Origin of the sequence: Streptomyces sp. SAI-127 (assembly GCF_029894425.1) — a bacterium.
Lineage (GTDB): Bacteria > Actinomycetota > Actinomycetes > Streptomycetales > Streptomycetaceae > Streptomyces.
Genome location: NZ_JARXYJ010000001.1, coordinates 8,077,621 through 8,101,542 on the forward strand (window position 1 = coordinate 8,077,621; position 23,922 = coordinate 8,101,542).

At 66.8% G+C, this 23,922-nt stretch carries 20 protein-coding genes and 3 rRNA genes; 15 read left to right on the forward strand and 8 right to left on the reverse strand.

The annotated features are described in order from the left end of the window. Positions 1 to 166 precede the first annotated feature (166 nt). Complete coding sequence (locus M2157_RS37115) at positions 167 to 2,731, forward strand: FHA domain-containing protein (RefSeq protein WP_280856708.1); 2,565 nt, start codon at positions 167 to 169, stop codon at positions 2,729 to 2,731. 77 nt (positions 2,732 to 2,808) lie between these two features. Here the strand turns inward: M2157_RS37115 and M2157_RS37120 are convergent, their stop codons facing one another. The 3 genes from M2157_RS37120 to M2157_RS37130 form a co-directional block, all read right to left on the reverse strand. Beyond that, positions 2,809 to 3,564, reverse strand: a complete 756-nt coding sequence (locus M2157_RS37120; RefSeq protein WP_280856707.1) for a transglycosylase SLT domain-containing protein — start codon at positions 3,562 to 3,564, stop codon at positions 2,809 to 2,811. 300 nt (positions 3,565 to 3,864) lie between these two features. Beyond that, a complete protein-coding gene (locus tag M2157_RS37125) occupies positions 3,865 to 4,941 on the reverse strand; it encodes an S-adenosylmethionine:tRNA ribosyltransferase-isomerase (protein ID WP_280856706.1) in 1,077 nt (358 codons plus the stop codon). Next, positions 4,938 to 5,633, reverse strand: a complete 696-nt coding sequence (locus M2157_RS37130; protein WP_280856705.1) for an SDR family NAD(P)-dependent oxidoreductase — start codon at positions 5,631 to 5,633, stop codon at positions 4,938 to 4,940. The genes M2157_RS37125 and M2157_RS37130 overlap by 4 nt, the downstream gene beginning before the upstream one ends. Before the next feature lie 186 nt (positions 5,634 to 5,819). Between M2157_RS37130 and M2157_RS37135 the strand changes: the two genes are divergently transcribed. From M2157_RS37135 to M2157_RS37150, 4 genes are all read left to right on the forward strand, one after another. Further along, the gene (locus tag M2157_RS37135) at positions 5,820 to 6,965 is read left to right on the forward strand and encodes a GAF domain-containing sensor histidine kinase (RefSeq protein WP_280856704.1); all 1,146 of its coding nucleotides are present in this window, start codon (positions 5,820 to 5,822) and stop codon (positions 6,963 to 6,965) included. Then, the gene (locus M2157_RS37140) at positions 6,958 to 7,599 is read left to right on the forward strand and encodes a response regulator transcription factor (RefSeq protein WP_280856703.1); all 642 of its coding nucleotides are present in this window, start codon (positions 6,958 to 6,960) and stop codon (positions 7,597 to 7,599) included. Before M2157_RS37135 ends, M2157_RS37140 begins: the two co-directional genes overlap by 8 nt. Positions 7,600 to 7,756: 157 nt before the next feature. Further along, entirely contained in the window at positions 7,757 to 8,002 is a 246-nt protein-coding gene (chpE, locus tag M2157_RS37145; RefSeq protein ID WP_280856702.1) for a chaplin ChpE, read from the forward strand. Positions 8,003 to 8,194: 192 nt separating this feature from the next. Continuing rightward, entirely contained in the window at positions 8,195 to 8,434 is a 240-nt protein-coding gene (locus tag M2157_RS37150; protein WP_266524906.1) for a chaplin, read from the forward strand. Positions 8,435 to 8,529: 95 nt separating this feature from the next. Here M2157_RS37150 and M2157_RS37155 read toward each other — a convergent pair whose 3' ends face one another. After that, complete coding sequence (locus M2157_RS37155) at positions 8,530 to 9,318, reverse strand: hypothetical protein (RefSeq protein WP_280867393.1); 789 nt, start codon at positions 9,316 to 9,318, stop codon at positions 8,530 to 8,532. A gap of 139 nt (positions 9,319 to 9,457) precedes the next feature. Here M2157_RS37155 and M2157_RS37160 point away from each other — a divergent pair, with 139 nt between their 5' ends. From M2157_RS37160 to M2157_RS37170, 3 genes are all read left to right on the forward strand, one after another. Further along, positions 9,458 to 10,255 carry an ABC transporter ATP-binding protein gene (locus tag M2157_RS37160; RefSeq protein WP_266524902.1) on the forward strand — a complete coding sequence of 266 codons (798 nt, stop codon included), beginning with the start codon at positions 9,458 to 9,460 and terminating at the stop codon, positions 10,253 to 10,255. 94 nt (positions 10,256 to 10,349) lie between these two features. Then, positions 10,350 to 10,781, forward strand: coding sequence for an NfeD family protein (locus tag M2157_RS37165; RefSeq protein WP_280856700.1), 432 nt, complete (start codon positions 10,350 to 10,352; stop codon positions 10,779 to 10,781). 130 nt (positions 10,782 to 10,911) lie between these two features. After that, on the forward strand, positions 10,912 to 11,847 hold the full coding sequence (locus M2157_RS37170; RefSeq protein WP_266566657.1) for an SPFH domain-containing protein: 936 nt from the start codon (positions 10,912 to 10,914) through the stop codon (positions 11,845 to 11,847). Between the two features lie 65 nt (positions 11,848 to 11,912). Here M2157_RS37170 and M2157_RS37175 read toward each other — a convergent pair whose 3' ends face one another. The 3 genes from M2157_RS37175 to M2157_RS37185 all read right to left on the reverse strand — a co-directional run bounded on the left by M2157_RS37175 (position 11,913) and on the right by M2157_RS37185 (position 13,936). Beyond that, positions 11,913 to 12,419, reverse strand: coding sequence for an HNH endonuclease (locus tag M2157_RS37175; RefSeq protein ID WP_123988264.1), 507 nt, complete (start codon positions 12,417 to 12,419; stop codon positions 11,913 to 11,915). Positions 12,420 to 12,570: 151 nt separating this feature from the next. Further along, the gene (locus M2157_RS37180) at positions 12,571 to 13,110 is read right to left on the reverse strand and encodes a YbhB/YbcL family Raf kinase inhibitor-like protein (RefSeq protein ID WP_280856699.1); all 540 of its coding nucleotides are present in this window, start codon (positions 13,108 to 13,110) and stop codon (positions 12,571 to 12,573) included. Between the two features lie 43 nt (positions 13,111 to 13,153). Next, the gene (locus M2157_RS37185; RefSeq protein WP_280856698.1) at positions 13,154 to 13,936 is read right to left on the reverse strand and encodes a sporulation protein; all 783 of its coding nucleotides are present in this window, start codon (positions 13,934 to 13,936) and stop codon (positions 13,154 to 13,156) included. Between the two features lie 141 nt (positions 13,937 to 14,077). On the opposite strand from M2157_RS37185, the gene M2157_RS37190 reads away from it, so the two are divergent. From M2157_RS37190 to M2157_RS37220, 7 genes are all read left to right on the forward strand, one after another. Beyond that, on the forward strand, positions 14,078 to 14,719 hold the full coding sequence (locus tag M2157_RS37190) for a DNA-3-methyladenine glycosylase (RefSeq protein ID WP_280856697.1): 642 nt from the start codon (positions 14,078 to 14,080) through the stop codon (positions 14,717 to 14,719). A gap of 489 nt (positions 14,720 to 15,208) precedes the next feature. Next, positions 15,209 to 16,734 (forward strand): 16S ribosomal RNA (locus tag M2157_RS37195). A 299-nt stretch (positions 16,735 to 17,033) separates the two neighbouring features. Next, a 23S ribosomal RNA gene (locus tag M2157_RS37200) occupies positions 17,034 to 20,157 on the forward strand. Between the two features lie 105 nt (positions 20,158 to 20,262). Then, positions 20,263 to 20,379, forward strand: a 5S ribosomal RNA gene (rrf, locus tag M2157_RS37205). Together the 16S, 23S and 5S rRNA genes form the textbook arrangement of a ribosomal RNA operon. 208 nt (positions 20,380 to 20,587) lie before the next feature. Continuing rightward, positions 20,588 to 20,965, forward strand: coding sequence for a hypothetical protein (locus M2157_RS37210; protein WP_280868381.1), 378 nt, complete (start codon positions 20,588 to 20,590; stop codon positions 20,963 to 20,965). A gap of 195 nt (positions 20,966 to 21,160) precedes the next feature. Further along, the gene (locus M2157_RS37215; protein WP_280868382.1) at positions 21,161 to 21,337 is read left to right on the forward strand and encodes a hypothetical protein; all 177 of its coding nucleotides are present in this window, start codon (positions 21,161 to 21,163) and stop codon (positions 21,335 to 21,337) included. Between the two features lie 398 nt (positions 21,338 to 21,735). Further along, positions 21,736 to 22,536 (forward strand): tetratricopeptide repeat protein, encoded by an 801-nt coding sequence (locus tag M2157_RS37220; protein ID WP_280868331.1) that lies wholly within the window; start codon positions 21,736 to 21,738, stop codon positions 22,534 to 22,536. Between the two features lie 62 nt (positions 22,537 to 22,598). Here the strand turns inward: M2157_RS37220 and M2157_RS37225 are convergent, their stop codons facing one another. Continuing rightward, the gene (locus M2157_RS37225) at positions 22,599 to 23,891 is read right to left on the reverse strand and encodes a DUF1015 domain-containing protein (protein WP_280867394.1); all 1,293 of its coding nucleotides are present in this window, start codon (positions 23,889 to 23,891) and stop codon (positions 22,599 to 22,601) included. Positions 23,892 to 23,922: the final 31 nt, after the last annotated feature.

The following is a 23,922-nucleotide window of genomic DNA, read 5'->3' on the forward strand; positions in this document are numbered from 1 at the left end:
CGCTTTCAACCCCGTCAACGGAACCGGCCGAAGCGCGCGAACGTGGTGTTCTCGGGGCTCAACTTTCGGTCAGGAGGGGGATCCTGAAATAGTTCCCGACGATGTTCGACATCCCTACACTCCCTGTGACGGGGGCAATGCGGGGGACTACTCAGTGGGGCTTGGAGTGCCGGAACTCGTACTGGAAGCGAACGGACGTACCTGGACGCTCGATCCGTCCAGGTCGTACAGCCTTGGACGCGATCCGCAGGGGGACATCGTGTTCGACGACGCCAGGGTCTCCTGGCGTCACGCCACGATCAGCTGGAGCGGGCGCGGTTGGGTCATCGAGGACCACAGCAGCACCAACGGCACGTTCATGCAGGGTCAGCGGATCCATCAGACGGAGATCGGCCCCGGCACGGCGGTCCACCTCGGCAACGCGAGCGACGGCCCGCTGCTGAGCCTGTCCGGCACCGCGGCCCCGGTCGCCGAGCCCCAGCCCCGGCAGCAGCCGTACGTCGCGCAGAGCGCGAACCCCGGCTGGGCCCAGCAGACACCACAGCAGTCCCCACACCAGGCCCCTCACCAGCCCCCGCAGCAGGCCTCGCAGTCCGGCTGGCCACAGCCCCAGCAGCAGCCGCAGCCGTACTCGCACCAGCCGCCGCAGAAGATCCCGCAGCAGCAGGGCCCCGGCGCGGGCGCGGGCGCGCCGCCGGTCTACGGCGACCGCAGCCCGACCACGTTCCACCAGTTCACCATCGGCCGCATCATGCGCATCGGCCGTGCCCTGGAGAACGACCTGGTCGTCTCCGACCTGCAGGTCTCCCGCAACCACGCGGAGTTCCACTCGACGCCCGACGGCCGCATGGAGATCCGCGACCTCGGCTCCCACAACGGCACGTACGTCAACGGCCAGCCGATCCCCAAGGGCGGCTCGACGATGCTCGGCCCGAGCGACATCGTCGGCGTCGGCCACTCCACGTTCCGGATCGTCGGTGACCGCCTCGAGGAGTTCGTCGACACCGGTGAGGTGACGTTCTCCGCCCGCCATCTGACCGTCACGGTCGACGGCGGCAAGCAGATCCTCAAGGACGTCTCCTTCGGCGTCCCGGAGAAGTCCCTGATCGCGGTCATCGGACCGTCCGGTTCCGGCAAGTCGACGCTGCTCAAGGCACTCACCGGCTACCGGCCCGCCAACCAGGGCGACGTCCTCTACGACAACCGCAACCTCTACAAGCAGTTCGCCGAGCTGCGCCAGCGCATCGGTCTGGTCCCGCAGGACGACATCCTGCACAAGGAGCTGACCGTCAAGAAGGCCCTCAAGTACGCGGCCAAACTCCGCTTCCCGGCCGACACCACCGGCGCCGAGCGCGAATCACGCATAGACGAGGTGCTGCGCGAGCTGAAGCTCGACATCCACAAGGAGAAGAAGGTCACCTCCCTCTCCGGCGGCCAGCGCAAGCGCGTCTCCGTGGCCCTGGAGCTGCTCACCAAGCCGTCCCTGATCTTCCTGGACGAGCCGACCTCCGGCCTCGACCCGGGCATGGACCGCGATGTCATGCAACTGCTGCGCGGCCTCGCCGACGACGGCCGTACGGTCCTCGTCGTCACCCACTCCGTGGCCGAGCTGGCCCTGTGCGACAAGCTCCTCGTGATGGCGCCCGGCGGCGCCGTCGCCTACTTCGGCCCACCCGAGGAGGCGCTGAACTTCTTCGGCTACGACACCTGGGCCGACGTCTTCTCCGCCTTCGAGAACTACCGCGACTACGACTGGGCCGGACGCTGGAAGGGCTCACAGCACTACCAGATGTACGCCGCGGACATCGACGCCGTCGCCGCACAGTCCGTACAGCTGCCACCGATGCAGGCGATGAAACCGCCGAAGCCGCAGGGCTGGATGGGCCAGTTCGGGACACTCGTGCGCCGCTATGTCTCGGTCATAGCGTCCGACAAGGGCTTCCTGGCCCTGACGGTGATCCTGCCGCTCGTCCTCGGCGCGGTGAGCCTGCTCATCGACTTCGGCGACCCGCTGCTGCCCAAGCCGGTCGACCCCAGGACCAAACTCCCCGAGCCCAACAGCACGGCCACCACCGTCCTGCTGATCCTGGCGGTCGGCGCCTGCTTCGCCGGCGCCGCCAACTCCGTCCGTGAACTGATCAAGGAACGGGTCATCTACGAACGGGAGCGCGCCACCGGCCTGTCCCGATCGGCGTACCTGATGTCCAAGGTGTTCGTGCTCGGCGTGATCACCATCCTGCAAGGACTGATGGTCGGCCTCATCGGCTTCGCCAGCCGCGATCTCCCGAAGGAGGGCCTGGTCCTCGGCAGCGCCACCCTCGCGGAGCTGTGCCTGCCGATCATGGGCCTCGGGTTCACCTCGATGATGTTCGGCCTGATCATCTCCGCGCTCGTGAAGACGTCCGAGAAGACCATGCCGCTGCTGGTCATGTTCGCGATCATCCAGGTTGTCTTCACCGGCTGTCTGTTCACCCTGCACGGCACGATCGGCGTCAACGAGCTCTCCTACCTCATGCCGTCCCGCTGGGCGGTCGCCGCCGCGGGCGCCACGCTGGACTTCAATCAGGTCAACCCGCCCGTCAAACCGGGCGACTCGACCGACCCGCTGTGGAACCACACCGTCGGCGTCTGGGGCCTCGACATGATCGCCCTCATCGCCATCGGCGTGATCTGCGGCTTCTTCGTGGCCCGCTTCCTGCGCCGCCACGAGCCCGAGGTCATGCGCAAGTGATCACTGTCGTACGACGGTGAAGGGCGGCACCCCCGAGAGGGTGCCGCCCTTGTGCGTTACGAGAGGTCCGCGCGGCCTCAGTACGCGCTGTTCACGTTGTCCATCGAGCCGTACCTGTCGGCCGCGTAGTTCGCGGCGGCGGTGATGTTGGCGACCGGGTCGTAGATGTTCCAGGACGTGCCCGGGACGTGGTACGCCTTGAAGGTCGGCGGGATGACCTGGAGCAGCCCCTTCGACGGGATGCCGTTGATGGCGTTGATGTCCCAGTTGTTGATCGCGTTCGGGTTGCCCGAGGACTCCCGGATGATGTTGCGGTGCAGGCCGTTGTAGCTGCCCGGGATGCCCTTGGCCTTCATGATGTCCAGGGACTCCTTGATCCAGCCGTCAAGGTTGTTGGCGTAGCTCTTGTGCGTCGCGGCCTTGAGCTTGGCGCGCTGCGCGGCCCGGCTCGCGGCCTCCTTGGCCTTGCGCGCCTGCGCGGCCTTCTTGGCGGCGGCGGCCTGCGCGGCCTTCTTCTTCGCGGCGGCCGCGGCGGCCTTGGCCTTCGCGTCGGCGTGCGCCTTCGCTGCCTTCGCCTCGGCGGCGGCCTTGCTCTGCAGGGCCTTGGCGGCGAGCTGCTCGCTGACGTCGGCCTGGCGGCTCTTGAGCTGCTCGGAGGAGTACTTCACCGGGGCCGAGGAGACGGTGGCCTCGGACGTCGTGGTGTCCGCGTTGCCCGGAACCGCGCTGAACACGACGGCGGCGGCACCGAGCGTGGCGACGCCGGCGACGGCGATCTTGTGGCGCTTGGTCAGCGCGCGACTATGACCACGGGTGAAAGGGTTCTTGGGCATGCGGAATGGACCTCTTCGAATAGCGCGGGAGGTCGCTCGCTGTCCGACGAAGGACACGGGTGCTTCCGGCACGAACGCCGCGGACGGAACCCGCGGCGCTGAGCGACGTTGGCCATTCTTAGCTGGCGCAAAACACCCGGGCAAAGGTGTGACGTACGACCCTGGATAGTGGACCTGGGGATGACAAAACGGGACAGACTGGAACGTCTGTCCCGTTCACCGGGGAAGCCTTTGTCTCCTATGTCGCTTCGTACGTGATCTGGGCCCTATGTGCGGGCTCACATCGCCCGCACAGTACTCTCACTGGCAGTTGCTGGAGCAATGCTCTGCGTGAGGGTCCCCGTCCGGGAGGAGGAGATGCACGTCCCCGAACTCGTGCCACAGGTAGAGCCGGCGCAGCGCCTCCTCGTAACCGCGGTCGATCGCCGCCCGCCCCGCGACCGCCTCCAGCATCAGCAGATGCGAGGCCTCCGGCTCGTGCAGCCCGGTCAGCAGCCCGTCCACCACCCGCACCCCGCGCTCCGGGGTCACGACGAGATCCGTCCATCCCGCACGCGCGCGTACGACCCCGTCGGCCCCGGCGGCCGACTCCACGGCCCGTACAGCGGTCGTCCCGACGGCGACGACCCTGCCGTCCCCGGCCCGCACCGCGTTGATCAGCCGCGCGGAGGCCTCCGGCACCGAGAACCGCTCCGGATACGGCGGCTCGTGCGCCTCCGCCGAGGCCACCCCCGTGTGCAGCGTGACCGGCGCGAACTGCACACCCCGGCTCACCAGCTCCGCCACCAGCCGCGCGGTGAAGGGCCGTGCCGCACTGGGCATCTCCGCACTGCCCGACCCGTCGGGCGACGGCAGCGCGAACACCGTCTGATAGACGGACAAGGGCTGGTCCCGCTCCGTATAGGAGTAACGAATGGGCCGCCCGTGCTCCCGCAGCAGCCCGGGAACCTCCCCGCCGCACACCCGCGCCCACCACAGACGCTCGCTCACCGCCTCCTCCAGGACCAGCCGTCCGCCCCCGGGCAGCCGCACCTCCGTCCCCGCGGGCCCTCCCGCACGCGCACGCGTGGTCCCCCTCCCGTCTGGATCCCGCAGCTCGACCGCCCACCGACCGTCGTCCCCGCGCGTGGAGAAGTGCACCACCACACGCGCGTGCCCGATCCGCCCGTCGACGGCCGCGGCCAGCGTGGGAGAGGTGTTCACGACGAGCAGGTCCCCGGCCCGCAACAGCCGCGGAAGCTCCCCGAACGAGTGGTGCGACACCGCCGTACCCCGCGACACCAGCAGCCGTACGGCGTCCCGGTCGAGCCCCGGCCCGCGCTGCTCGGCGGGCAACCGCGCCGACAGCTCCTCCGGTACGGCCACCGCGAGTGTCATCGCCCCTCCAGCAGCGAGGGCGCCCCGTAGCGGCCGCTCGCCGGCCGCTCGTCCAGCAACCGCAGAAAGGCCGGCACCACGCTCGCCGGCTCCGGCCGCGGATCCCCGTCGTCCGGTACGGCCGCTGTGTACAGGTCCGTCGCCATGTCCCCGGGATCGACGGCCCACACCCGCAGCCGCGGCTCCTCCTCGCCCAGCACCGCCGCGAGGTGGTCCAGGGCGGCCTTCGACGCCCCGTAGCCGCCCCACGTCTCATACGCCTCGGCGGCGGCGTCCGAACTCACCGTGACCACCGTGCCGGACTCCGACGCCCGCAACAGCGGCAGCGCCTCCTGGACCAGCCCCAGCGCGGCCACCACATTCACCTCCAGCGCGCGGCGCAGCCCGTCCAGGGACAGTTCCTCGAGCCGGGCCAGCGGCTCGGCACCCAGCGCGCTCGCATTGCTCACCAGCAGATCCACACCACCGAGCCGCCAGGCCGCGGCCACCAGCTCCGAGCGGTGCGCCGGGTCCGTCACGTCCCCGGGCAGAGCCGTCACCCGGGTGCCGCGCCCGGCGACAGCGGCCGCCGTCTCCTGCAGGACCTCCGCCGTCCTCGCGTCGAGCACCAGGTCCCAGCCCCGCGCCGCCAGGGCCTCGGCGAGCGCCCGTCCCAGCCCCTTCGAGGCCCCCGTGATGATCGCTACCGGCATGACACACGTCCCCTCGTCCTCCACGCCTCCTGATCGGCGTGCTCCCAACGTAGGAACGGGGCCGTCCCGGCCGCCTCGGACGCGGGCCGCAAAGCGGCGAGGCCCTTCGCCCTAGGTCGTTCGCCCTAGTCGGGGGCCGTCACAGGTCCGATCCGCGCTGTCACACCCCGCCCGTACTCTGAGGGCATGAGTCAAGGCCCCCGGTCCGGCCTCGCCGCGGTGAGCTCCGCGCTGCTGGCCATGAGCAGACACCTCGAGGTGCGCGACGTCCTCAAGACGATCGTGGCCTCGGCCCGCGAGCTGCTCGACGCGCAGTACGCCGCCCTCGGCGTCCCCGACGACCACGGCGGCTTCGCCCAGTTCGTGGTCGACGGTGTCAGCGACGCCCAGTGGAAGGCCATCGGCCCCCTCCCGCGCCAGCACGGCATCCTCGCCGCGATGCTGCACGAGGCCACCCCCGAGCGCCTCGCCGACGTCCGCAAGGACCCCCGCTTCGAGGGCTGGCCGTCCGCCCACCCCGACCTGATCGACTTTCTGGGCCTGCCGATCCGCGACGGCGACGAGGTCATCGGCGCGCTCTTCCTCGCCAACAAGAACTGTCCCAGGCAGGAAGGCAGCTGCGGCTTCACCGAGGAGGACGAGGAACTGCTCTCGATCCTCGCCCAGCACGCCGCGATCGCCCTGACCAACGCCCGCCTGTACGAACGCAGCCGGGAGCTCACGATCGCCGAGGAGCGCTCCCGGCTGGCCCACGAACTGCACGACGCGGTCAGCCAGAAGCTCTTCTCCCTGCGCCTGACCGCCCAGGCCGCCGCCGCCCTCGTCGACCGCGACCCCACCCGGGCCAAGGACGAGATGCAGCAGGTGGCCACGCTCGCCGCCGAGGCCACCGACGAACTGCGCGCCGCCGTGGTCGAGTTGCGCCCCGCGGCCCTGGACGAGGACGGCCTGACCGCCACCCTCCGTACCCACGTCCAGGTCCTGGACCGCGCTCACACCGCGCGCGTGACCTTCGCCGCCCGCAGCTTCCGCGCGCTGCCCGCGGCCCAGGAGGAGGCCATGCTCCGCGTGGCCCAGGAGGCCCTGCACAACGCACTGCGGCACTCGGGCGCGGCCCACGTCGACGTGACCGTGGACCGGCGCGGCGGCGGAGCCGTCCTGCGCGTGACGGACGACGGCAGCGGCTTCGACCCGCAGTCGATACGCCGAGCCGGACGCCACCTCGGTCTGGTCTCCATGCGGGACCGCACCAGCGGGGTCGGCGGCACGCTGACCGTGGAATCGGCGCCCGGCAAGGGCACCACGATCGAGATGGAGGTACCCGGTGGCTGACGCGATCAAGGTCCTGCTCGTCGACGACCACCAGGTCGTCCGCCGGGGTCTGCGCACCTTCCTCGAAGTGCAGGACGACATAGAGGTCGTGGGCGAGGCGGCCGACGGCGCCGAGGGCGTCCAGCGCGCGGAGGAACTGAAGCCCGACATCGTCCTCATGGACGTCAAGATGCCGGGCATGGACGGCATCGAGGCCCTGCGCAAACTCCGCGAACTGAACAACCCCGCGCGCGTGCTGATCGTCACCAGTTTCACCGAACAGCGCACCGTGGTCCCGGCCCTGCGCGCCGGCGCCGCCGGATACGTCTACAAGGACGTCGACCCCGACGCCCTCGCCGGAGCCATCCGCTCCGTCCACGCCGGCCACATCCTGCTCCAACCCGAGGTCGCGGGCGCCCTGTTGTCCCAGGAGGAGAACAACTCCGGCCAGGGAAGAGGTGGTTCGCTCACCGAGCGGGAGCGCGAGGTGCTCGGGCTGATCGCGGACGGCCGCTCCAACCGGGAGATCGCCCGGGCGCTGGTCCTCTCCGAGAAGACCGTCAAGACACACGTCTCGAACATCCTGATGAAACTCGACCTGGCGGACCGGACACAGGCGGCCTTGTGGGCGGTTCGTCACGGAGTGGCCGGTTGATCCACGAGACACATGGCAATACGGAGGGTTCCACTCCGGACTGAGATTCATACCGTCGTGGGAATGTCCCCCGGATGGCGCATCCTTCGTGGGTCTCCGCCGTTCTCCAGTGCGTGCTGCGGCGACTGCCGCGGCAATCGCTAGGGAGGGCTTAGAAGTGAAGAACCTGAAGAAGGTAGCGGCCGTGACGATGGTGGCCGGCGGACTGGTCGCAGCCGGTGCCGGTATGGCCTCCGCCACCGACGGCGCGCACGCCGACGGCAAGGCCGTGGGCTCGCCCGGCGTCGTCTCGGGCAACCTCATCCAGGCCCCGGTGCACGTCCCGGTGAACGTGGTCGGCAACAGCGTGAACGTCATCGGCGCGCTGAACCCCGCCTTCGGCAACCTCGGCGTCAACCGCTGACTTCCCCCGAGCGGGCAGTGACTTCGGCCTTCCGGGTGCGCCCCGCACCCGGGAGGCCGGTCCGTTTGTCGTGCGAATGATCCGAACGGGCACTCCTGCTCGTATCTCCGTACCGTCCCTTCTCTCTTCTGCGTTGATCAGCGCACGACCCGCGGCCGGGTCGGACTCGCAAACGCAGGAGGAACGCTTCTCATGAACATCGCCAAGAAGGCTGCCGTGGCCCTGACCGTCGCCGGTATCGCCACGGGTGCCGCTGCCGGTGCCGCTGTCGCCGACGCGGGTGCCGACGGCGCGGCCGTGAAGTCGCCGGGCGTCGGCTCGGGCAACCTCGTCCAGGCCCCGGTGCACGTCCCGGTGAACGTGGTCGGCAACACCGCCAACCTCATCGCCCTGCTGAACCCGGCCTTCGGCAACGCGGGTGCGAACGACTGACGTCGGGTCTGAACCGAGGGGCCTCACAAGTCAACGGCGACTTGTGGGGCCCTTGGTGTTTCCTCTGCAGGTGGGGGTTGGCCGCGCACACCCGCTCACCGCACCCCTCGCTCCAACTCCTCCACATATGCGTTGTAAGCCGCAACCTGCGCCCGCCGCCCCGTCCGTTCGACCGGCCGCAACGCCTCCCCCCGAGCCCGCATCTCGGCGGAGCTGACCGCACCGCCGTGCCCGTTCTCATAGGCCAGCGACACCAGCAACCCCACTCGCTGAGCAAGCTCCAACACGCGTACCGCCCGAGGCGGATACCCCGGCGCCAGAACCTCCCGCCCCCGCTCGGCCCGGGCACGGTACGCATCGATCGCCGCCTCCGCCACCGGCCCCGAGCCGGCCAGATCCAGTCCCGACAACACCTCGGTCGCCTCCCGGAGCGCCTCCGCGAGCTCCCGCTCGGCCTCGCCCAGCGAGGGAACATCCGCCGGCGGAGCCTCCCGCACCGGCAGCACCTGCCACACCACCTCGACATGCACATCACCCGACGGCCCGGCCTCGTACACCTCCGGCACCAGCCCCAGCGCGGCGCCGTGACAGACCACCGCCTCCTCCGCGTCCAACGCCCGCGCATTGAACTCCGGCGGCCCGCTCAACCCCAGCGGATGCCCGGGCGCGGGCAGCGCGACCCGCAGTCCCGTCACGCCGAGCGACCGCAGCCGCCCCAGCGCCAGCGTCAGACCGACGGCCGCCGTCTCACCCGGCAGCCCTTCGACCCGGTGCACGGCATCGTCACCGACGATCGCCAGCACGGCGTCGTCCGGCGAGACAAGTCCGGCCAAAAGGCCGTTTCCCCAAGCGGCAAGGCGTCCAGAGCGCGGTTCCGAGAGCATGCCCCCAGCCTAAGGACCGGACCGATGGATGGGAGCGGCCGACCAGTGGCGTAGATTTCTTCGAGGGCTGCGCCCAAAACGCGCACGCGACAGCCGAGACGCCGACACCGGTCACACTGCAAGGGGAGACAACGCGCTCATGAGCGATGTTCTGGAGCTTCAGGACGTATCCGTGGTCCGTGAGGACCGGGCTCTGGTGGACCAGGTCTCCTGGTCGGTCAAGGAGGGCGAGCGCTGGGTCATCCTCGGCCCCAACGGCGCCGGCAAGACCACGCTCCTGAACCTCGCCTCCAGCTACCTCTACCCCAGCAAGGGCACCGCCACCATCCTCGGCGAGACCCTCGGCAAGCCCGGCACCGACGTCTTCGAACTGCGCCCCCGCATCGGCATGGCCGGCATCGCCATGGCCGACAAGCTCCCCAAGCGCCAGACCGTCCTGGAGACCGTGCTGACGGCGGCGTACGGCATGACCGCGGGCTGGCAGGAGGAGTACGAGGACATCGACGAGCAGCGCGCCCGCGCCTTCCTCGACCGCCTCGGCATGACCGACTACCTGGACCGGAAGTTCGGCACCCTCTCCGAGGGCGAGCGCAAGCGCACCCTCATCGCCCGCGCCCTGATGACCGACCCCGAGCTCCTCCTCCTCGACGAACCCGCCGCCGGCCTCGACCTCGGCGGCCGCGAGGACCTGGTCCGCCGCCTCGGCCGACTCGCCCGCGACCCGATCGCCCCCTCGATGCTCATGGTCACCCACCACGTCGAGGAGATCGCCCCCGGTTTCACCCACGTCCTCATGATCCGCCAGGGCAAGGTGCTCGCCGCGGGTCCCCTGGAGCTCGAACTCACCTCCCGCAACCTCTCCCTCTGCTTCGGCCTCCCCCTCGTCGTCGAGCAGGTCGGCGACCGCTGGACCGCGCAGGGCCTGCCTCTGTCGTGATCACGTGAAGTCCCCGCAAAAACACGGGTAAGAAGCCCGTTCCCGCTCCATCGCGCCCTGTCCGCGGCGGTCCCCCGCACCTACCATGACCCATGTGAACGACATCGACGCATGGGTGTGGTGGCTCGTCGGCGCGGCTGCGCTCGGAATCCCGCTCGTGGTGACCGCGATGCCGGAGTTCGGCATGCTCGCGGCGGGCGCCATCGCCGCCGCGATCGCGGCCGGACTCGGCGGTGACATCGTCGTCCAGGTGCTCGTCTTCGCCGTCGTCTCGGTGGCCCTCATCGCCGTCGTACGGCCCATCGCGACCCGGCACCGCTCTCAGCGACCCCAACTCGTCACGGGCGTCGACGCGTTGAAGGGGAAACAGGCCGTCGTCCTGGAACGCGTCGACAACGCGGGCGGCCGGATCAAGCTCGCCGGCGAGGTCTGGTCGGCCCGCTCTCTCGACACCGGCCGGGCCTACGAAGTGGGCCAGGAAGTGGATGTCGTGGACATCGAGGGAGCCACGGCGATCGTCATGTGACCTCGCAGGATGCAACTGAACCGAACGCACCACGAGTTGTACGACGGTCTGTCAGACTCGACCAGCAAGATCTTCAACAACCATAAGATCTTCCGAGAACGCCGAGGCAGAGAAGGGCACGGGGAGCACGATGGAACCGGTCATCATCGTCTTGATCATCCTGGTGGTGTTGGTCTTCATCGCCCTCATCAAGACGATCCAGGTCATCCCGCAGGCGAGTGCCGCGATCGTGGAGCGGTTCGGCCGCTACACACGGACACTCAACGCGGGCCTCAACATCGTCGTCCCGTTCATAGACACCATCCGCAACCGCATCGACCTGCGTGAACAGGTCGTGCCGTTCCCGCCGCAGCCGGTGATCACCCAGGACAACCTGGTCGTCAACATCGACACGGTCATCTACTACCAGGTGACCGACGCCCGGGCCGCGACCTATGAGGTCGCCAGCTACATCCAGGCCATCGAGCAGCTCACCGTCACCACGCTCCGCAACATCATCGGCGGCATGGACCTGGAACGGACCCTGACCTCCCGCGAGGAGATCAACGCGGCCCTGCGCGGCGTTCTCGACGAGGCCACCGGCAAATGGGGCATCCGTGTCAACCGCGTGGAACTGAAGGCCATCGAGCCCCCGACCTCCATCCAGGACTCGATGGAGAAGCAGATGCGCGCCGACCGTGACAAGCGCGCCGCGATCCTCACCGCGGAAGGTACGCGCCAGGCCGCGATCCTCACCGCCGAGGGTGAGAAGCAGTCCCAGATCCTGCGCGCCGAGGGTGAGGCCAAGGCCGCGGCCCTGCGCGCCGAGGGCGAGGCCCAGGCGGTCCGCACGGTCTTCGAAGCGATTCACGCCGGAGACCCCGACCAGAAGCTCCTGTCGTACCAGTACCTCCAGATGCTCCCCAAGATCGCCGAGGGCGACGCCAACAAGCTCTGGATCGTCCCCAGCGAAATCGGCGACGCCCTCAAGGGCCTCTCCGGAGCCATGGGCAACTTCGGTATGGGCGGCGGCTCCAACGGCGGCAACTCCGGCTCGGACCGCCGGGAGACCCCGAAGATCGACTGACACACAGATGTCCGTACGGCAGTGGGGGCCCCTTCGTGGCGAAGGGGCCCCCACTGCCGTACGGACTATGCGGCGTCCCGCGCCAACCAGTCAGGCAGAGCCGAGAAGTCCTCGTGGCCCAGGGACAACAGCATCGCGTCAGCCGGAGTCGGCTCGAACGGCTCCCGCAGCAAAGGCATCCCCGCCTCCGCCGGAGTCCGGTTCGCCTTGCGGTGGTTGTCCTCCGCGCAGGATGCCACCGTGTTCAGCCAAGTGTCCTGACCACCCTGAGACCGCGGCACCACGTGGTCCACGGTCGTCGCCCGCCGCCCGCAGTACGCGCACCTGTGCCGGTCACGCACCAGAACACCCCGCCGAGACCATGGAGCTTGTCTTCGGAAGGGCACCCGTACATACCTGCAGAGCCTGATCACCCGGGGCGCCGGTATGTCGACCGCGGCTCCGCGCATGCGCAGTTCGGGGTGGGACTGCTCGACGACGGCCTTGTCCTGGAGCACCAGAACGACGGCTCGGTTCAACGTCACCGTCGACAGCGGCTCGAAGCTCGCGTTGAGTACCAGCGTGTCCCGCATACCAGCCCACCTCCCGTGCGCACCGTCCCACCCCTTGGCGGGCTTGGGCTTGGATCAACTCTGGCCGGGCACGCCGAGATGGACAACGCAATAAAAAGTGCCCGCCTCTGATCAATTCCAAGACCAGAGGCGGGCAAACGCTCAATGAACGTCAGTCTTCGGCGGGCACCTCGTACTCACCGATGAGCTGAGCACGCGCGATCGCGTGGAATCGCAGGTTGAAGCCCACGACGGCGGGAGAGGCATCGGAATCGGGCCCGAGCTTCTCCTGGTCCACGGCGTACACGGTGAAGACGTACCGGTGCGGTCCGTCCCCGGCCGGCGGCGCGGCCCCACCGAAGTCCTTGGACCCGTAGTCGTTCCGCACCTGTACGGCACCCTCCGGCAGCCCTTCGAACTTGCCGCTGCCCGCACCCACCGGCAACTCGGTCACCGAGGCCGGGATGTCGAACACGACCCAGTGCCAGAACCCGCTGCCCGTGGGCGCGTCGGGGTCGTAGCAGGTCACGGCGAAACTCTTGGTCTCCGGCGGGAAGCCCTCCCAGCGCAGCTGCGGAGAGGTGTTGCCGGCCGCGTAGACCTGAGCGTCCTTGAGCGTCGCCCCCTCGGCGACGTCCTCGCTCGTGACCGTGAACGACGGCACGGGCGGGTGGAAGTCGTGGGGGAGCGGCCGCCGCTTGAGCTCGGTCACCTCGGTACCTCCTGATCGAGTACTGGAGTCAGTGGTTCCGAGCCTAGAACCAGTTGCGCTTGCTGCCGACCTCGGACAGCCACTGGTTGAGGTAGGCGGCCCAGTCGGTGCTCTGGTAGTCGTGCAGACCCACCTGGAAGGACCGGAAGGTGTCACTGCCCTCGCTGAACAGCCCCGGCTTCTTGTCCATCTCCAGCACGACGTCCATAGCGTTGCCGTCCGCGACGAAGCTCAACTCGACCTGGTTGAGCCCGCGGTACTGCTGCGGCGGGAAGAACTCGATCTCCTGGTAGAACGGCAGCTGCTGCCGCGTCCCACGGATGTGGCCGCGCTCCAGGTCCGCGTTCTTGAAACGGAAGCCGAGCTGGACGAACGCGTCCAGGATCGCCTTCTGCGCGGGCAGGGGGTGAACGCTGACCGGGTCCAGGTCACCGGAGTCCACGGCACGCGCGATCGCCAGCTCGGTGGTCACACCGACGTTCATGCCGCGCAGCGGCTGGCCGTCGATCACCGTGATCGGCGTCTCCCAGGGGATCTCCAGACCGAACGGCACCGCGTGCACCGCGTTCGCCTGAAGCGTGAAGGCACCGCCGAGCGGGACCTTGGTGAACTCGACGTCCTGCTTGTACTCCTGGTCGCCGCTCTCGACCTCGACCTTGGCCTGGAGCCCGACCGACAGCCCCTCGATCTCCTGGTCGACGGACCCACCCTGGATCCGCACCTCGCCCTGGACGACACCACCCGGGACGACGTTGACCTCGGTCAGCACCGTCTCCACCGAAGCCCCGCCGGCCCCCAGGCTCGCGAGCAGCTTCTTGAACGCCATGTCTCTCCTCTTAAGAACGCGCGGATTCCTGATCCCTACAAACGCGAACCGGCCGCAGTCGGTTCCGGGCCCTCACCCTGGCAAGCGGACGGACCCTTGGCCACCCTTGGCACACACCCGTCTGGACTACGCTCGTACGCCATGATCACGCCCCCGGACCGTACGCCACTGCCACGAGAGTTCTTCGACCGCCCCGTACTGGAAGTCGCCCCCGACCTCCTCGGCCGCACCCTCGTCCGCACGACCTCGGACGGTCCGATCACGGTGCGCCTCACGGAGGTCGAGGCCTACGACGGTCCGAACGACCCGGGCTCCCACGCCTATCGCGGCCGCACGGCCCGCAACGGCGTGATGTTCGGTCCGCCTGGGCATGTGTACGTCTACTTCACCTACGGCATGTGGTTCTGCATGAACCTGGTGTGCGGACCGGAGGGCCGGGCGAGCGCCGTCCTGCTCCGCGCCGGCGAGGTCCTTGAAGGGGCGGATCTGGCCCGCAAACGTCGACTCTCGGCCCGAAATGACAAGGAACTGGCCAAAGGACCGGCCCGCCTGGCCACGGCCCTGGGCGTGGACCGGGCCCTGGACGGCACGGATGCCTGCGAGTCGACGGAGACCCCGCTGAGGGTGCTCGCCGGCACCCCGGTCGCCTCCGACCAGGTACTCAGCGGTCCGCGGACCGGAGTGGCCGGCGACGGGGGCGTGCACCCCTGGCGGTTCTGGATCGACAACGACCCGACGGTGAGCCCTTATCGGGCGCATGTGCCGAGGCGCCGCTCAAGTTGACTCGCTCTTGGAAGATGCGTAACGTGGCACGAGCCGCTTGAACCGGTTACGGCGATCGCCAGCAGCCGAGAGCGGCCAAACCACTACCTACGACATCCCCTCAGCGGGGGCGATTTCGGCGTGCTCGCACGCTTGAATTCGAACTCGCGGACTCGATTATGAGTTGCCGAGGGAATCGGCTAACGTAGTGAATGTCGAAAGGCCCCGCCGACAGGGAATCAGGCCCGAAAGGATCTGATAGAGTCGGAAACGCAAGACCGAAGGGAAAAGCCCGGAGGAAAGCCCGAGAGGGTGAGTACAAAGGAAGCGTCCGTTCCTTGAGAACTCAACAGCGTGCCAAAAATCAACGCCAGATATGTTGATACCCCGTCTCCAGCATCTGCTGGGGCGAGGTTCCTTTGAAAAAACACAGCGAGGACGCTGTGAGCGACCGCCTTATTCCGGTGGTCGCTCCGCTCTCGTGTGTGTCGACCGGATTACCGGTAAACATTCACGGAGAGTTTGATCCTGGCTCAGGACGAACGCTGGCGGCGTGCTTAACACATGCAAGTCGAACGATGAACCACTTCGGTGGGGATTAGTGGCGAACGGGTGAGTAACACGTGGGCAATCTGCCCTTCACTCTGGGACAAGCCCTGGAAACGGGGTCTAATACCGGATACCACTACCGCAGGCATCTGTGGTGGTTGAAAGCTCCGGCGGTGAAGGATGAGCCCGCGGCCTATCAGCTTGTTGGTGAGGTAATTGCTCACCAAGGCGACGACGGGTAGCCGGCCTGAGAGGGCGACCGGCCACACTGGGACTGAGACACGGCCCAGACTCCTACGGGAGGCAGCAGTGGGGAATATTGCACAATGGGCGAAAGCCTGATGCAGCGACGCCGCGTGAGGGATGACGGCCTTCGGGTTGTAAACCTCTTTCAGCAGGGAAGAAGCGAAAGTGACGGTACCTGCAGAAGAAGCGCCGGCTAACTACGTGCCAGCAGCCGCGGTAATACGTAGGGCGCAAGCGTTGTCCGGAATTATTGGGCGTAAAGAGCTCGTAGGCGGCTTGTCACGTCGGGTGTGAAAGCCCGGGGCTTAACCCCGGGTCTGCATTCGATACGGGCTAGCTAGAGTGTGGTAGGGGAGATCGGAATTCCTGGTGTAGCGGTGAAATGCGCAGATATCAGGAGGAACACCGGTGGCGAAGGCGGATCTCTGGGCCATTACTGACGCTGAGGAGCGAAAGCGTGGGGAGCGAACAGGATTAGATACCCTGGTAGTCCACGCCGTAAACGGTGGGAACTAGGTGTTGGCGACATTCCACGTCGTCGGTGCCGCAGCTAACGCATTAAGTTCCCCGCCTGGGGAGTACGGCCGCAAGGCTAAAACTCAAAGGAATTGACGGGGGCCCGCACAAGCAGCGGAGCATGTGGCTTAATTCGACGCAACGCGAAGAACCTTACCAAGGCTTGACATACGCCGGAAAGCATCAGAGATGGTGCCCCCCTTGTGGTCGGTGTACAGGTGGTGCATGGCTGTCGTCAGCTCGTGTCGTGAGATGTTGGGTTAAGTCCCGCAACGAGCGCAACCCTTGTCCTGTGTTGCCAGCATGCCCTTCGGGGTGATGGGGACTCACAGGAGACCGCCGGGGTCAACTCGGAGGAAGGTGGGGACGACGTCAAGTCATCATGCCCCTTATGTCTTGGGCTGCACACGTGCTACAATGGCAGGTACAATGAGCTGCGATACCGTGAGGTGGAGCGAATCTCAAAAAGCCTGTCTCAGTTCGGATTGGGGTCTGCAACTCGACCCCATGAAGTCGGAGTTGCTAGTAATCGCAGATCAGCATTGCTGCGGTGAATACGTTCCCGGGCCTTGTACACACCGCCCGTCACGTCACGAAAGTCGGTAACACCCGAAGCCGGTGGCCCAACCCCTTGTGGGAGGGAGCTGTCGAAGGTGGGACTGGCGATTGGGACGAAGTCGTAACAAGGTAGCCGTACCGGAAGGTGCGGCTGGATCACCTCCTTTCTAAGGAGCACTTCTTACCGAGTTCGCTCGGTCAGAGGCCAGTACATCAGCGACTGTCTGATGCTGGTTGCTCATGGGTGGAACGTTGATTATTCGGCACTTTCAGTCATCTCGGGCTGCCAGTACTGCTCTTCGGAGCGTGGAAAGCTGATCACGAGTGGCGAGGGTGTCGGGCACGCTGTTGGGTGTCTGAGGGAATGATTTCCCTCGATGCCGGCCCCAGTGAACTCGCCTGTGAGGGCGGGGTGATGGGTGGCTGGTCGTTGTTTGAGAACTGCACAGTGGACGCGAGCATCTGTGGCCAAGTTTTTAAGGGCGCACGGTGGATGCCTTGGCACCAGGAACCGATGAAGGACGTGGGAGGCCACGATAGTCCCCGGGGAGTCGTCAACCAGGCTTTGATCCGGGGGTTTCCGAATGGGGAAACCCGGCAGTCGTCATGGGCTGTCACCCATACCTGAACACATAGGGTATGTGGAGGGAACGCGGGGAAGTGAAACATCTCAGTACCCGCAGGAAGAGAAAACAACCGTGATTCCGGGAGTAGTGGCGAGCGAAACCGGATGAGGCCAAACCGTATGCGTGTGAGACCCGGCAGGGGTTGCGCATTCGGGGTTGTGGGATCTCTCTTCTGTCGTCTGCCGGCGACAGGACGAGTCAGAAACCGTTGATGTAGGCGAAGGACATGCGAAAGGTCCGGCGTAGAGGGTAAGACCCCCGTAGTCGAAACATCAGCGGCTCGTTTGAGAGACACCCAAGTAGCACGGGGCCCGAGAAATCCCGTGTGAATCTGGCGGGACCACCCGCTAAGCCTAAATATTCCCTGGTGACCGATAGCGGATAGTACCGTGAGGGAATGGTGAAAAGTACCGCGGGAGCGGAGTGAAATAGTACCTGAAACCGTGTGCCTACAAGCCGTGGGAGCGTCGCGTGCAGAGTTTACTCTGTGCGTCGTGACTGCGTGCCTTTTGAAGAATGAGCCTGCGAGTTTGCGGTGTGTTGCGAGGTTAACCCGGGTGGGGTAGCCGTAGCGAAAGCGAGTCCTAATAGGGCGTTTGAGTAGCACGCTCAAGACCCGAAGCGGAGTGATCTAGCCATGGGCAGGTTGAAGCGGAGGTAAGACTTCGTGGAGGACCGAACCCACCAGGGTTGAAAACCTGGGGGATGACCTGTGGTTAGGGGTGAAAGGCCAATCAAACTCCGTGATAGCTGGTTCTCCCCGAAATGCATTTAGGTGCAGCGTCGTGTGTTTCTTGCCGGAGGTAGAGCACTGGATAGGCGATGGGCCCTACCGGGTTACTGACCTTAGCCAAACTCCGAATGCCGGTAAGTGAGAGCGCGGCAGTGAGACTGTGGGGGATAAGCTCCATGGTCGAGAGGGAAACAGCCCAGAGCATCGACTAAGGCCCCTAAGCGTACGCTAAGTGGGAAAGGATGTGGAGTCGCAGAGACAACCAGGAGGTTGGCTTAGAAGCAGCCACCCTTGAAAGAGTGCGTAATAGCTCACTGGTCTAGTGATTCCGCGCCGACAATGTAGCGGGGCTCAAGCGTACCGCCGAAGTCGTGTCATTGCAGCAATACGCCCAACGGCGGCTGTGATGGGTAGGGGAGCGTCGTGTGCCGGGTGAAGCCGCGCCGGAAGGCAGTGGTGGACGGTTCACGAGTGAGAATGCAGGCATGAGTAGCGATACACACGTGGGAAACGTGTGCGCCGATTGACTAAGGGTTCCTGGGTCAAGCTGATCTGCCCAGGGTAAGTCGGGACCTAAGGCGAGGCCGACAGGCGTAGTCGATGGATAACCGGTTGATATTCCGGTACCCGCTGTGAAGCGTCAAACATCGAACCAGGCGATGCTAAGTCCGTGAAGCCGTTCCGGACCCTTCGGGGAATGGAAAGTGGTGGAGCCGGCGAACCAGACTTGTAGTAGGTGAGTGATGGGGTGACGCAGGAAGGTAGTCCAGCCCGGGCGGTGGTTGTCCCGGGGTAAGGGTGTAGGACGTCAGGTAGGTAAATCCGCCTGGCAATAGTCTGAGACCTGATGCCGAGCCGATTGTGGTGAAGTGGATGATCCTATGCTGTCGAGAAAAGCCTCTAGCGAGTTTCATGGCGGCCCGTACCCTAAACCGACTCAGGTGGTCAGGTAGAGAATACCGAGGCGTTCGGGTGAACTATGGTTAAGGAACTCGGCAAAATGCCCCCGTAACTTCGGGAGAAGGGGGGCCATCACTGGTGAGAGGACTTGCTCCTCGAGCTGGGGGTGGCCGCAGAGACCAGCGAGAAGCGACTGTTTACTAAAAACACAGGTCCGTGCGAAGCCGTAAGGCGATGTATACGGACTGACGCCTGCCCGGTGCTGGAACGTTAAGGGGACCGGTTAGTCACATTTCGGTGTGGCGAAGCTGAGAACTTAAGCGCCAGTAAACGGCGGTGGTAACTATAACCATCCTAAGGTAGCGAAATTCCTTGTCGGGTAAGTTCCGACCTGCACGAATGGCGTAACGACTTCTCGACTGTCTCAACCATAGGCCCGGTGAAATTGCACTACGAGTAAAGATGCTCGTTTCGCGCAGCAGGACGGAAAGACCCCGGGACCTTTACTACAGTTTGATATTGGTGTTCGGTTCGGCTTGTGTAGGATAGCTGGGAGACTTTGAACTCCGGACGCCAGTTCGGGGGGAGTCGTCGTTGAAATACCAGTCTGGTCGTGCTGGATGTCTAACCTGGGTCCGTGATCCGGATCAGGGACAGTGTCTGATGGGTAGTTTAACTGGGGCGGTTGCCTCCTAAAGAGTAACGGAGGCGCCCAAAGGTTCCCTCAGCCTGGTTGGTAATCAGGTGTTGAGTGTAAGTGCACAAGGGAGCTTGACTGTGAGACCGACGGGTCGAGCAGGGACGAAAGTCGGGACTAGTGATCCGGCGGTGGCTTGTGGAAGCGCCGTCGCTCAACGGATAAAAGGTACCCCGGGGATAACAGGCTGATCTTCCCCAAGAGTCCATATCGACGGGATGGTTTGGCACCTCGATGTCGGCTCGTCGCATCCTGGGGCTGGAGTCGGTCCCAAGGGTTGGGCTGTTCGCCCATTAAAGCGGTACGCGAGCTGGGTTTAGAACGTCGTGAGACAGTTCGGTCCCCTATCCGCTGCGCGCGCAGGAATATTGAGAAGGGCTGTCCCTAGTACGAGAGGACCGGGACGGACGAACCTCTGGTGTGCCAGTTGTTCTGCCAAGGGCATGGCTGGTTGGCTACGTTCGGGAGGGATAACCGCTGAAAGCATCTAAGCGGGAAGCCTGCTTCGAGATGAGTATTCCCACCCCCTTTGAGGGGTTAAGGCTCCCAGTAGACGACTGGGTTGATAGGCCGGATCTGGAAGCCCAGTAATGGGTGGAGGTGACCGGTACTAATAGGCCGAGGGCTTGTCCATATTTGCTCGCGTCCACTGTGTTAGTTCTGAGGCAACGACCGTTGTCGGCTTTGAGCTAGAACGCATAACAGAAAAGTGTGCTTGTTCGCTCGAAACCATTAGGGTTTCGGTGGCCATAGCGTGAGGGAAACGCCCGGTTACATTTCGAACCCGGAAGCTAAGCCTTACAGCGCCGATGGTACTGCAGGGGGGACCCTGTGGGAGAGTAGGACGCCGCCGAACAATATTTGGAGGACCCCTGGTCCCAGCGTTCACGCTGGGACCAGGGGTCCTTTTGTTTTTAGAATGCTTGCAGTACCGAAGACAGGAGTCACCATGTCCACCAACTCTCCCGACGACCGACCGGAGCGCGACCAGCGGCGACGGGACAGTGGTGACCGTGGCGGTTTCCGCCGCGACGACAACCGCGGTGCCGGCGACCGTGGCGGCAATGAGCGCGGCGGTAATCGCGGTGGCGGCTACGGCCGCCGTGACGACAACCGCGGTGGCGGCTTCGTCCGGCGGGATGACCGCCGTGACGACCGCCGGAGCGATGACCGCGGCGGCGATCGTGGTGGTTTCCGTCGTGACGACAACCGCAGTGGCGACAGCCGTGGTGGCGACAATCGTGGCGGTGGCTACGGGCGGCGTGATGACCGCGACCGTGGCCCTCGTGGGGACGACCGTGGGCCTCGCCCCGCGTTCCGGCGCGACGACCGGCCGACTGGTCCCCGCCGTGACGATCGGGACCGCGACCGTGGGTTCCGTCGCGATGGTGACCGGCCTGCCTTCCGCCGTGACGACCGAGGCGACCGGGGCGAGCGGGTAGAGCGTCGCGACAACGACCGCGGTGGCTTCCGCCGTGACGACAACCGCGGCGGTGGGTACCGGGGCCGAGACGACCGCGGTGATCGTGGTGGTTTCCGTCGCGACGACAACCGCAGTGGCGACAACCGCAGTGGCGACAACCGCGGTGGTGACAGCCGTGGTGGGGACAATCGTGGCGGTGGTTATGGCCGGCGTGATGACCGCGACCGTGGCCCTCGTGGGGACGACCGTGGGCCTCGCCCCGCGTTCCGGCGCGACGACCGGCCGACTGGTCCCCGCCGTGACGATCGGGACCGCGACCGTGGGTTCCGTCGCGATGGTGACCGGCCTGCCTTCCGCCGTGACGACCGAGGCGACCGGGGTGAGCGGGTAGAGCGTCGCGACAACGACCGCGGTGGCTTCCGCCGTGACGACAACCGCGGCAGTTACGAGCGCCGTGACGATCGGCGGGATGACCGTCGGAGCGATGACCGCGGCGGCGATCGTGGTGGCTTCCGACGCGACGACCGGCGCGACGACAACCGGCGTGACGACAACCGAGGCGACCGCGGTGGCTTCCGTCGGGACGACAACCGGGACGACCGTGGCGGCTTCCGTCGGGACAGCGACCGGCGTGACGACCGTGGCGGGCGCGGTGGGCCCCGTAGGGACGACCGTGGTGGGCGGCCCGGTGGGTTCCGTGGACGGGACGACCGGCGCGGTGGCGACGACCGTCGTGGCGGCGGGCGTTTCCGCGACGAGCGGGACCGCGATCGTGAGCCGATCAAGCGTCTGCCGATCCCCGAGGACGTCACGGGCGACGAGATCGACAAGGACGTACGGCAGGAGCTCCAGAGCCTGCCGAAGGGGCTCGCGGAGGATGTCGCCAAGAACCTGGTGATGGTCGCCCGGCTCATCGACGAAGACCCCGAGGGTGCCTACGGCTACTCCAAGGTGGCCCTGCGGCTGGCGTCGCGTGTCGCCGCCGTACGAGAGGCGGCCGGGTTCGCGGCGTACGCCAGCCAGAAGTACAGCGAGGCGCTCGCCGAGTTCCGGGCCGCGCGGCGGATGACGGGGAACGTGGAGCTGTGGCCGGTCATGGCCGACTGCGAGCGTGGGCTCGGGCGGCCGGAGAAGGCGCTGGACATGGCCGGGGCGCCCGAGGTGCACAAGCTCGACAAGGCCGGGCAGGTGGAGATGCGGCTCGTCGCCGCCGGTGCCCGGCGTGACATGGGGCAGCTGGACGCGGCCATCGTGACGCTGCAGAGTCCCGAGCTGGCCTCCAACTCGGTGCAGCCGTGGACCGCGCGGCTGCGGTACGCGTACGCCGACGCGCTGCTCGCGGCCGGTCGGGATGGTGAGGCGCGGGAGTGGTTCGCCAAGGCCGTGGAGTCCGACAAGGACGGCAGCACGGACGCCTCCGACCGGCTCGCCGAGATGGACGGGGTCGAGTTCGTCGACGCCTTCGACGAGGCTGAGGAGCAGGCCGACAGCGAGGCCGCCGAGAAGGTCGTAGAAGTCGTAGAAGTGGAAGACGAGGACGAAGACGGCGCAGAGGGTGACGACGTCGAAGACGGCGACCTCAAGGACTGACACACGCGGTCAGTGAAGCAGTGAAGAAGGGGCGGGATCCCGGGATCCCGCCCCTTCGTGCGTCATACGTCCAGTGCGCGCAGGACCAGCCCCGACGCCGGCTTCGGGCCGAACGACGTCGACTTCCGGGGCATCGTGACGCCCTGGCGGGCGAGGTCGCGTACGACCTCCTCGCGTACCGGGTGCATCAGGACGGCCGTTCCGCCGTCGCGTTCCGCCTTCTCGACCGTGGCGGCGGTGTCGTGGATGTAGGCGATGCGGGTGGGGTCGTCCTCGGGGATGTGCCAGACGTGGGCGAGGAGTGTGGCGTGCAGGACCGTGGCGTCCAGGGTGCGCCAGGCGGTGGGGCGGTCCGAGGGGACCGTGCGGGACAGGAGGTCCGGGTCGGGGCGGTCCACGAGGTGGAAGGCGCCGTCTCCGGCGAGCAGGAAGGCGTTGCCCACGCAGGCCGAGTCGGCGAGGGTGTCCAGGGCCTCGGCCAGGGGCACGTCGAGGCGCTGGACGCGGAAGAGGCCGTCGAGGAGCGCCAGGGACCGGGCCACCGGGACGCCGTGCAGCAGGCGGTGGATGGCTCGGACGCGAAGCGGGTAGCGGGCCGTGTCGACGAGGAGGACCAGGCCGTGGTCCCAGGGGCTGGGGGACGGGTGCTCCGCGCGTAGACGGCGGTAGGTCGCCCAGCGGTGGTGGCCGTCGGCGATGAGGGCCTGGTGCTGGGCCAGGTCCGACCGGATGCGGGCCACTTCGGCCGGGTCGGTGATCGACCACAGGCGGTGGCGGTAGCCGTCCTCGGTGGTGGTGGCCAGGAGCGGAGGCCGCACGGCCATGCGTTCTATCGCGGTCGTCGTGACGGACTCCGAGCCGTTGCCGCGGTAGGTGAGGAGGAGGGGCTCCAGATTCGCCGAGGTGGCGCGCATCAGGGCCGCGCGGTCGGCGACGACGTGCGGCATGACGTCCTCGTGCGGCAGGACCACGCCCTCCGACGGCTCCGACAGGCGCAGGGTGCCGATGATCCCGCGCTGGAGCAGGCCGGCTCCGTCGCGCTGTTCGTACACGTACAGGCCGGGCTCGGGGTCGGCCGTCAGGATGCCCTCGGAGAGCCAGCCGCGCAGGGTGCGGGCCGCCTGCTCGTTGCGTTCGGCCGGTGTCGTCGCCTGCGGGAGGATCAGGCGGACGATGTTGTACGGGTCGTTGGACTGGAGTTGGTGCAGGCCGTCGGGGCGGACCACGACGTCGTACGGCGGGGATGTCACGGCGGCCAGGCTGCCGACCCGGTCGGGGTCGTAGCGCAGGCCTCGGAACGGGGTGAGTTCCAGGCCTCGGCGCGCCGTTGCTTCCGGGTGACCTGCTGTGTTCATCCCGGCATCGTACGGGTGTCAGTGGCATGGG

Bases quoted from the DNA above. Each gene is read 5' to 3' on its own strand.
- M2157_RS37120 (WP_280856707.1), bottom strand. From the start codon at position 3,564: ATGCCCAAGAACCCTTTCACCCGTGGTCATAGTCGCGCGCTGACCAAG.
- M2157_RS37125 (WP_280856706.1), bottom strand. From the start codon at position 4,941: ATGACACTCGCGGTGGCCGTACCGGAGGAGCTGTCGGCGCGGTTGCCC.
- M2157_RS37130 (WP_280856705.1), bottom strand. From the start codon at position 5,633: ATGCCGGTAGCGATCATCACGGGGGCCTCGAAGGGGCTGGGACGGGCG.
- M2157_RS37135 (WP_280856704.1), top strand. From the start codon at position 5,820: ATGAGTCAAGGCCCCCGGTCCGGCCTCGCCGCGGTGAGCTCCGCGCTG.
- M2157_RS37150 (WP_266524906.1), top strand. From the start codon at position 8,195: ATGAACATCGCCAAGAAGGCTGCCGTGGCCCTGACCGTCGCCGGTATC.
- M2157_RS37155 (WP_280867393.1), bottom strand. From the start codon at position 9,318: ATGCTCTCGGAACCGCGCTCTGGACGCCTTGCCGCTTGGGGAAACGGC.
- M2157_RS37160 (WP_266524902.1), top strand. From the start codon at position 9,458: ATGAGCGATGTTCTGGAGCTTCAGGACGTATCCGTGGTCCGTGAGGAC.
- M2157_RS37170 (WP_266566657.1), top strand. From the start codon at position 10,912: ATGGAACCGGTCATCATCGTCTTGATCATCCTGGTGGTGTTGGTCTTC.
- M2157_RS37175 (WP_123988264.1), bottom strand. From the start codon at position 12,419: ATGCGGGACACGCTGGTACTCAACGCGAGCTTCGAGCCGCTGTCGACG.
- M2157_RS37185 (WP_280856698.1), bottom strand. From the start codon at position 13,936: ATGGCGTTCAAGAAGCTGCTCGCGAGCCTGGGGGCCGGCGGGGCTTCG.
- M2157_RS37190 (WP_280856697.1), top strand. From the start codon at position 14,078: ATGATCACGCCCCCGGACCGTACGCCACTGCCACGAGAGTTCTTCGAC.
- M2157_RS37210 (WP_280868381.1), top strand. From the start codon at position 20,588: ATGAGCGCGGCGGTAATCGCGGTGGCGGCTACGGCCGCCGTGACGACA.
- M2157_RS37215 (WP_280868382.1), top strand. From the start codon at position 21,161: ATGACCGCGACCGTGGCCCTCGTGGGGACGACCGTGGGCCTCGCCCCG.
- M2157_RS37225 (WP_280867394.1), bottom strand. From the start codon at position 23,891: ATGAACACAGCAGGTCACCCGGAAGCAACGGCGCGCCGAGGCCTGGAA.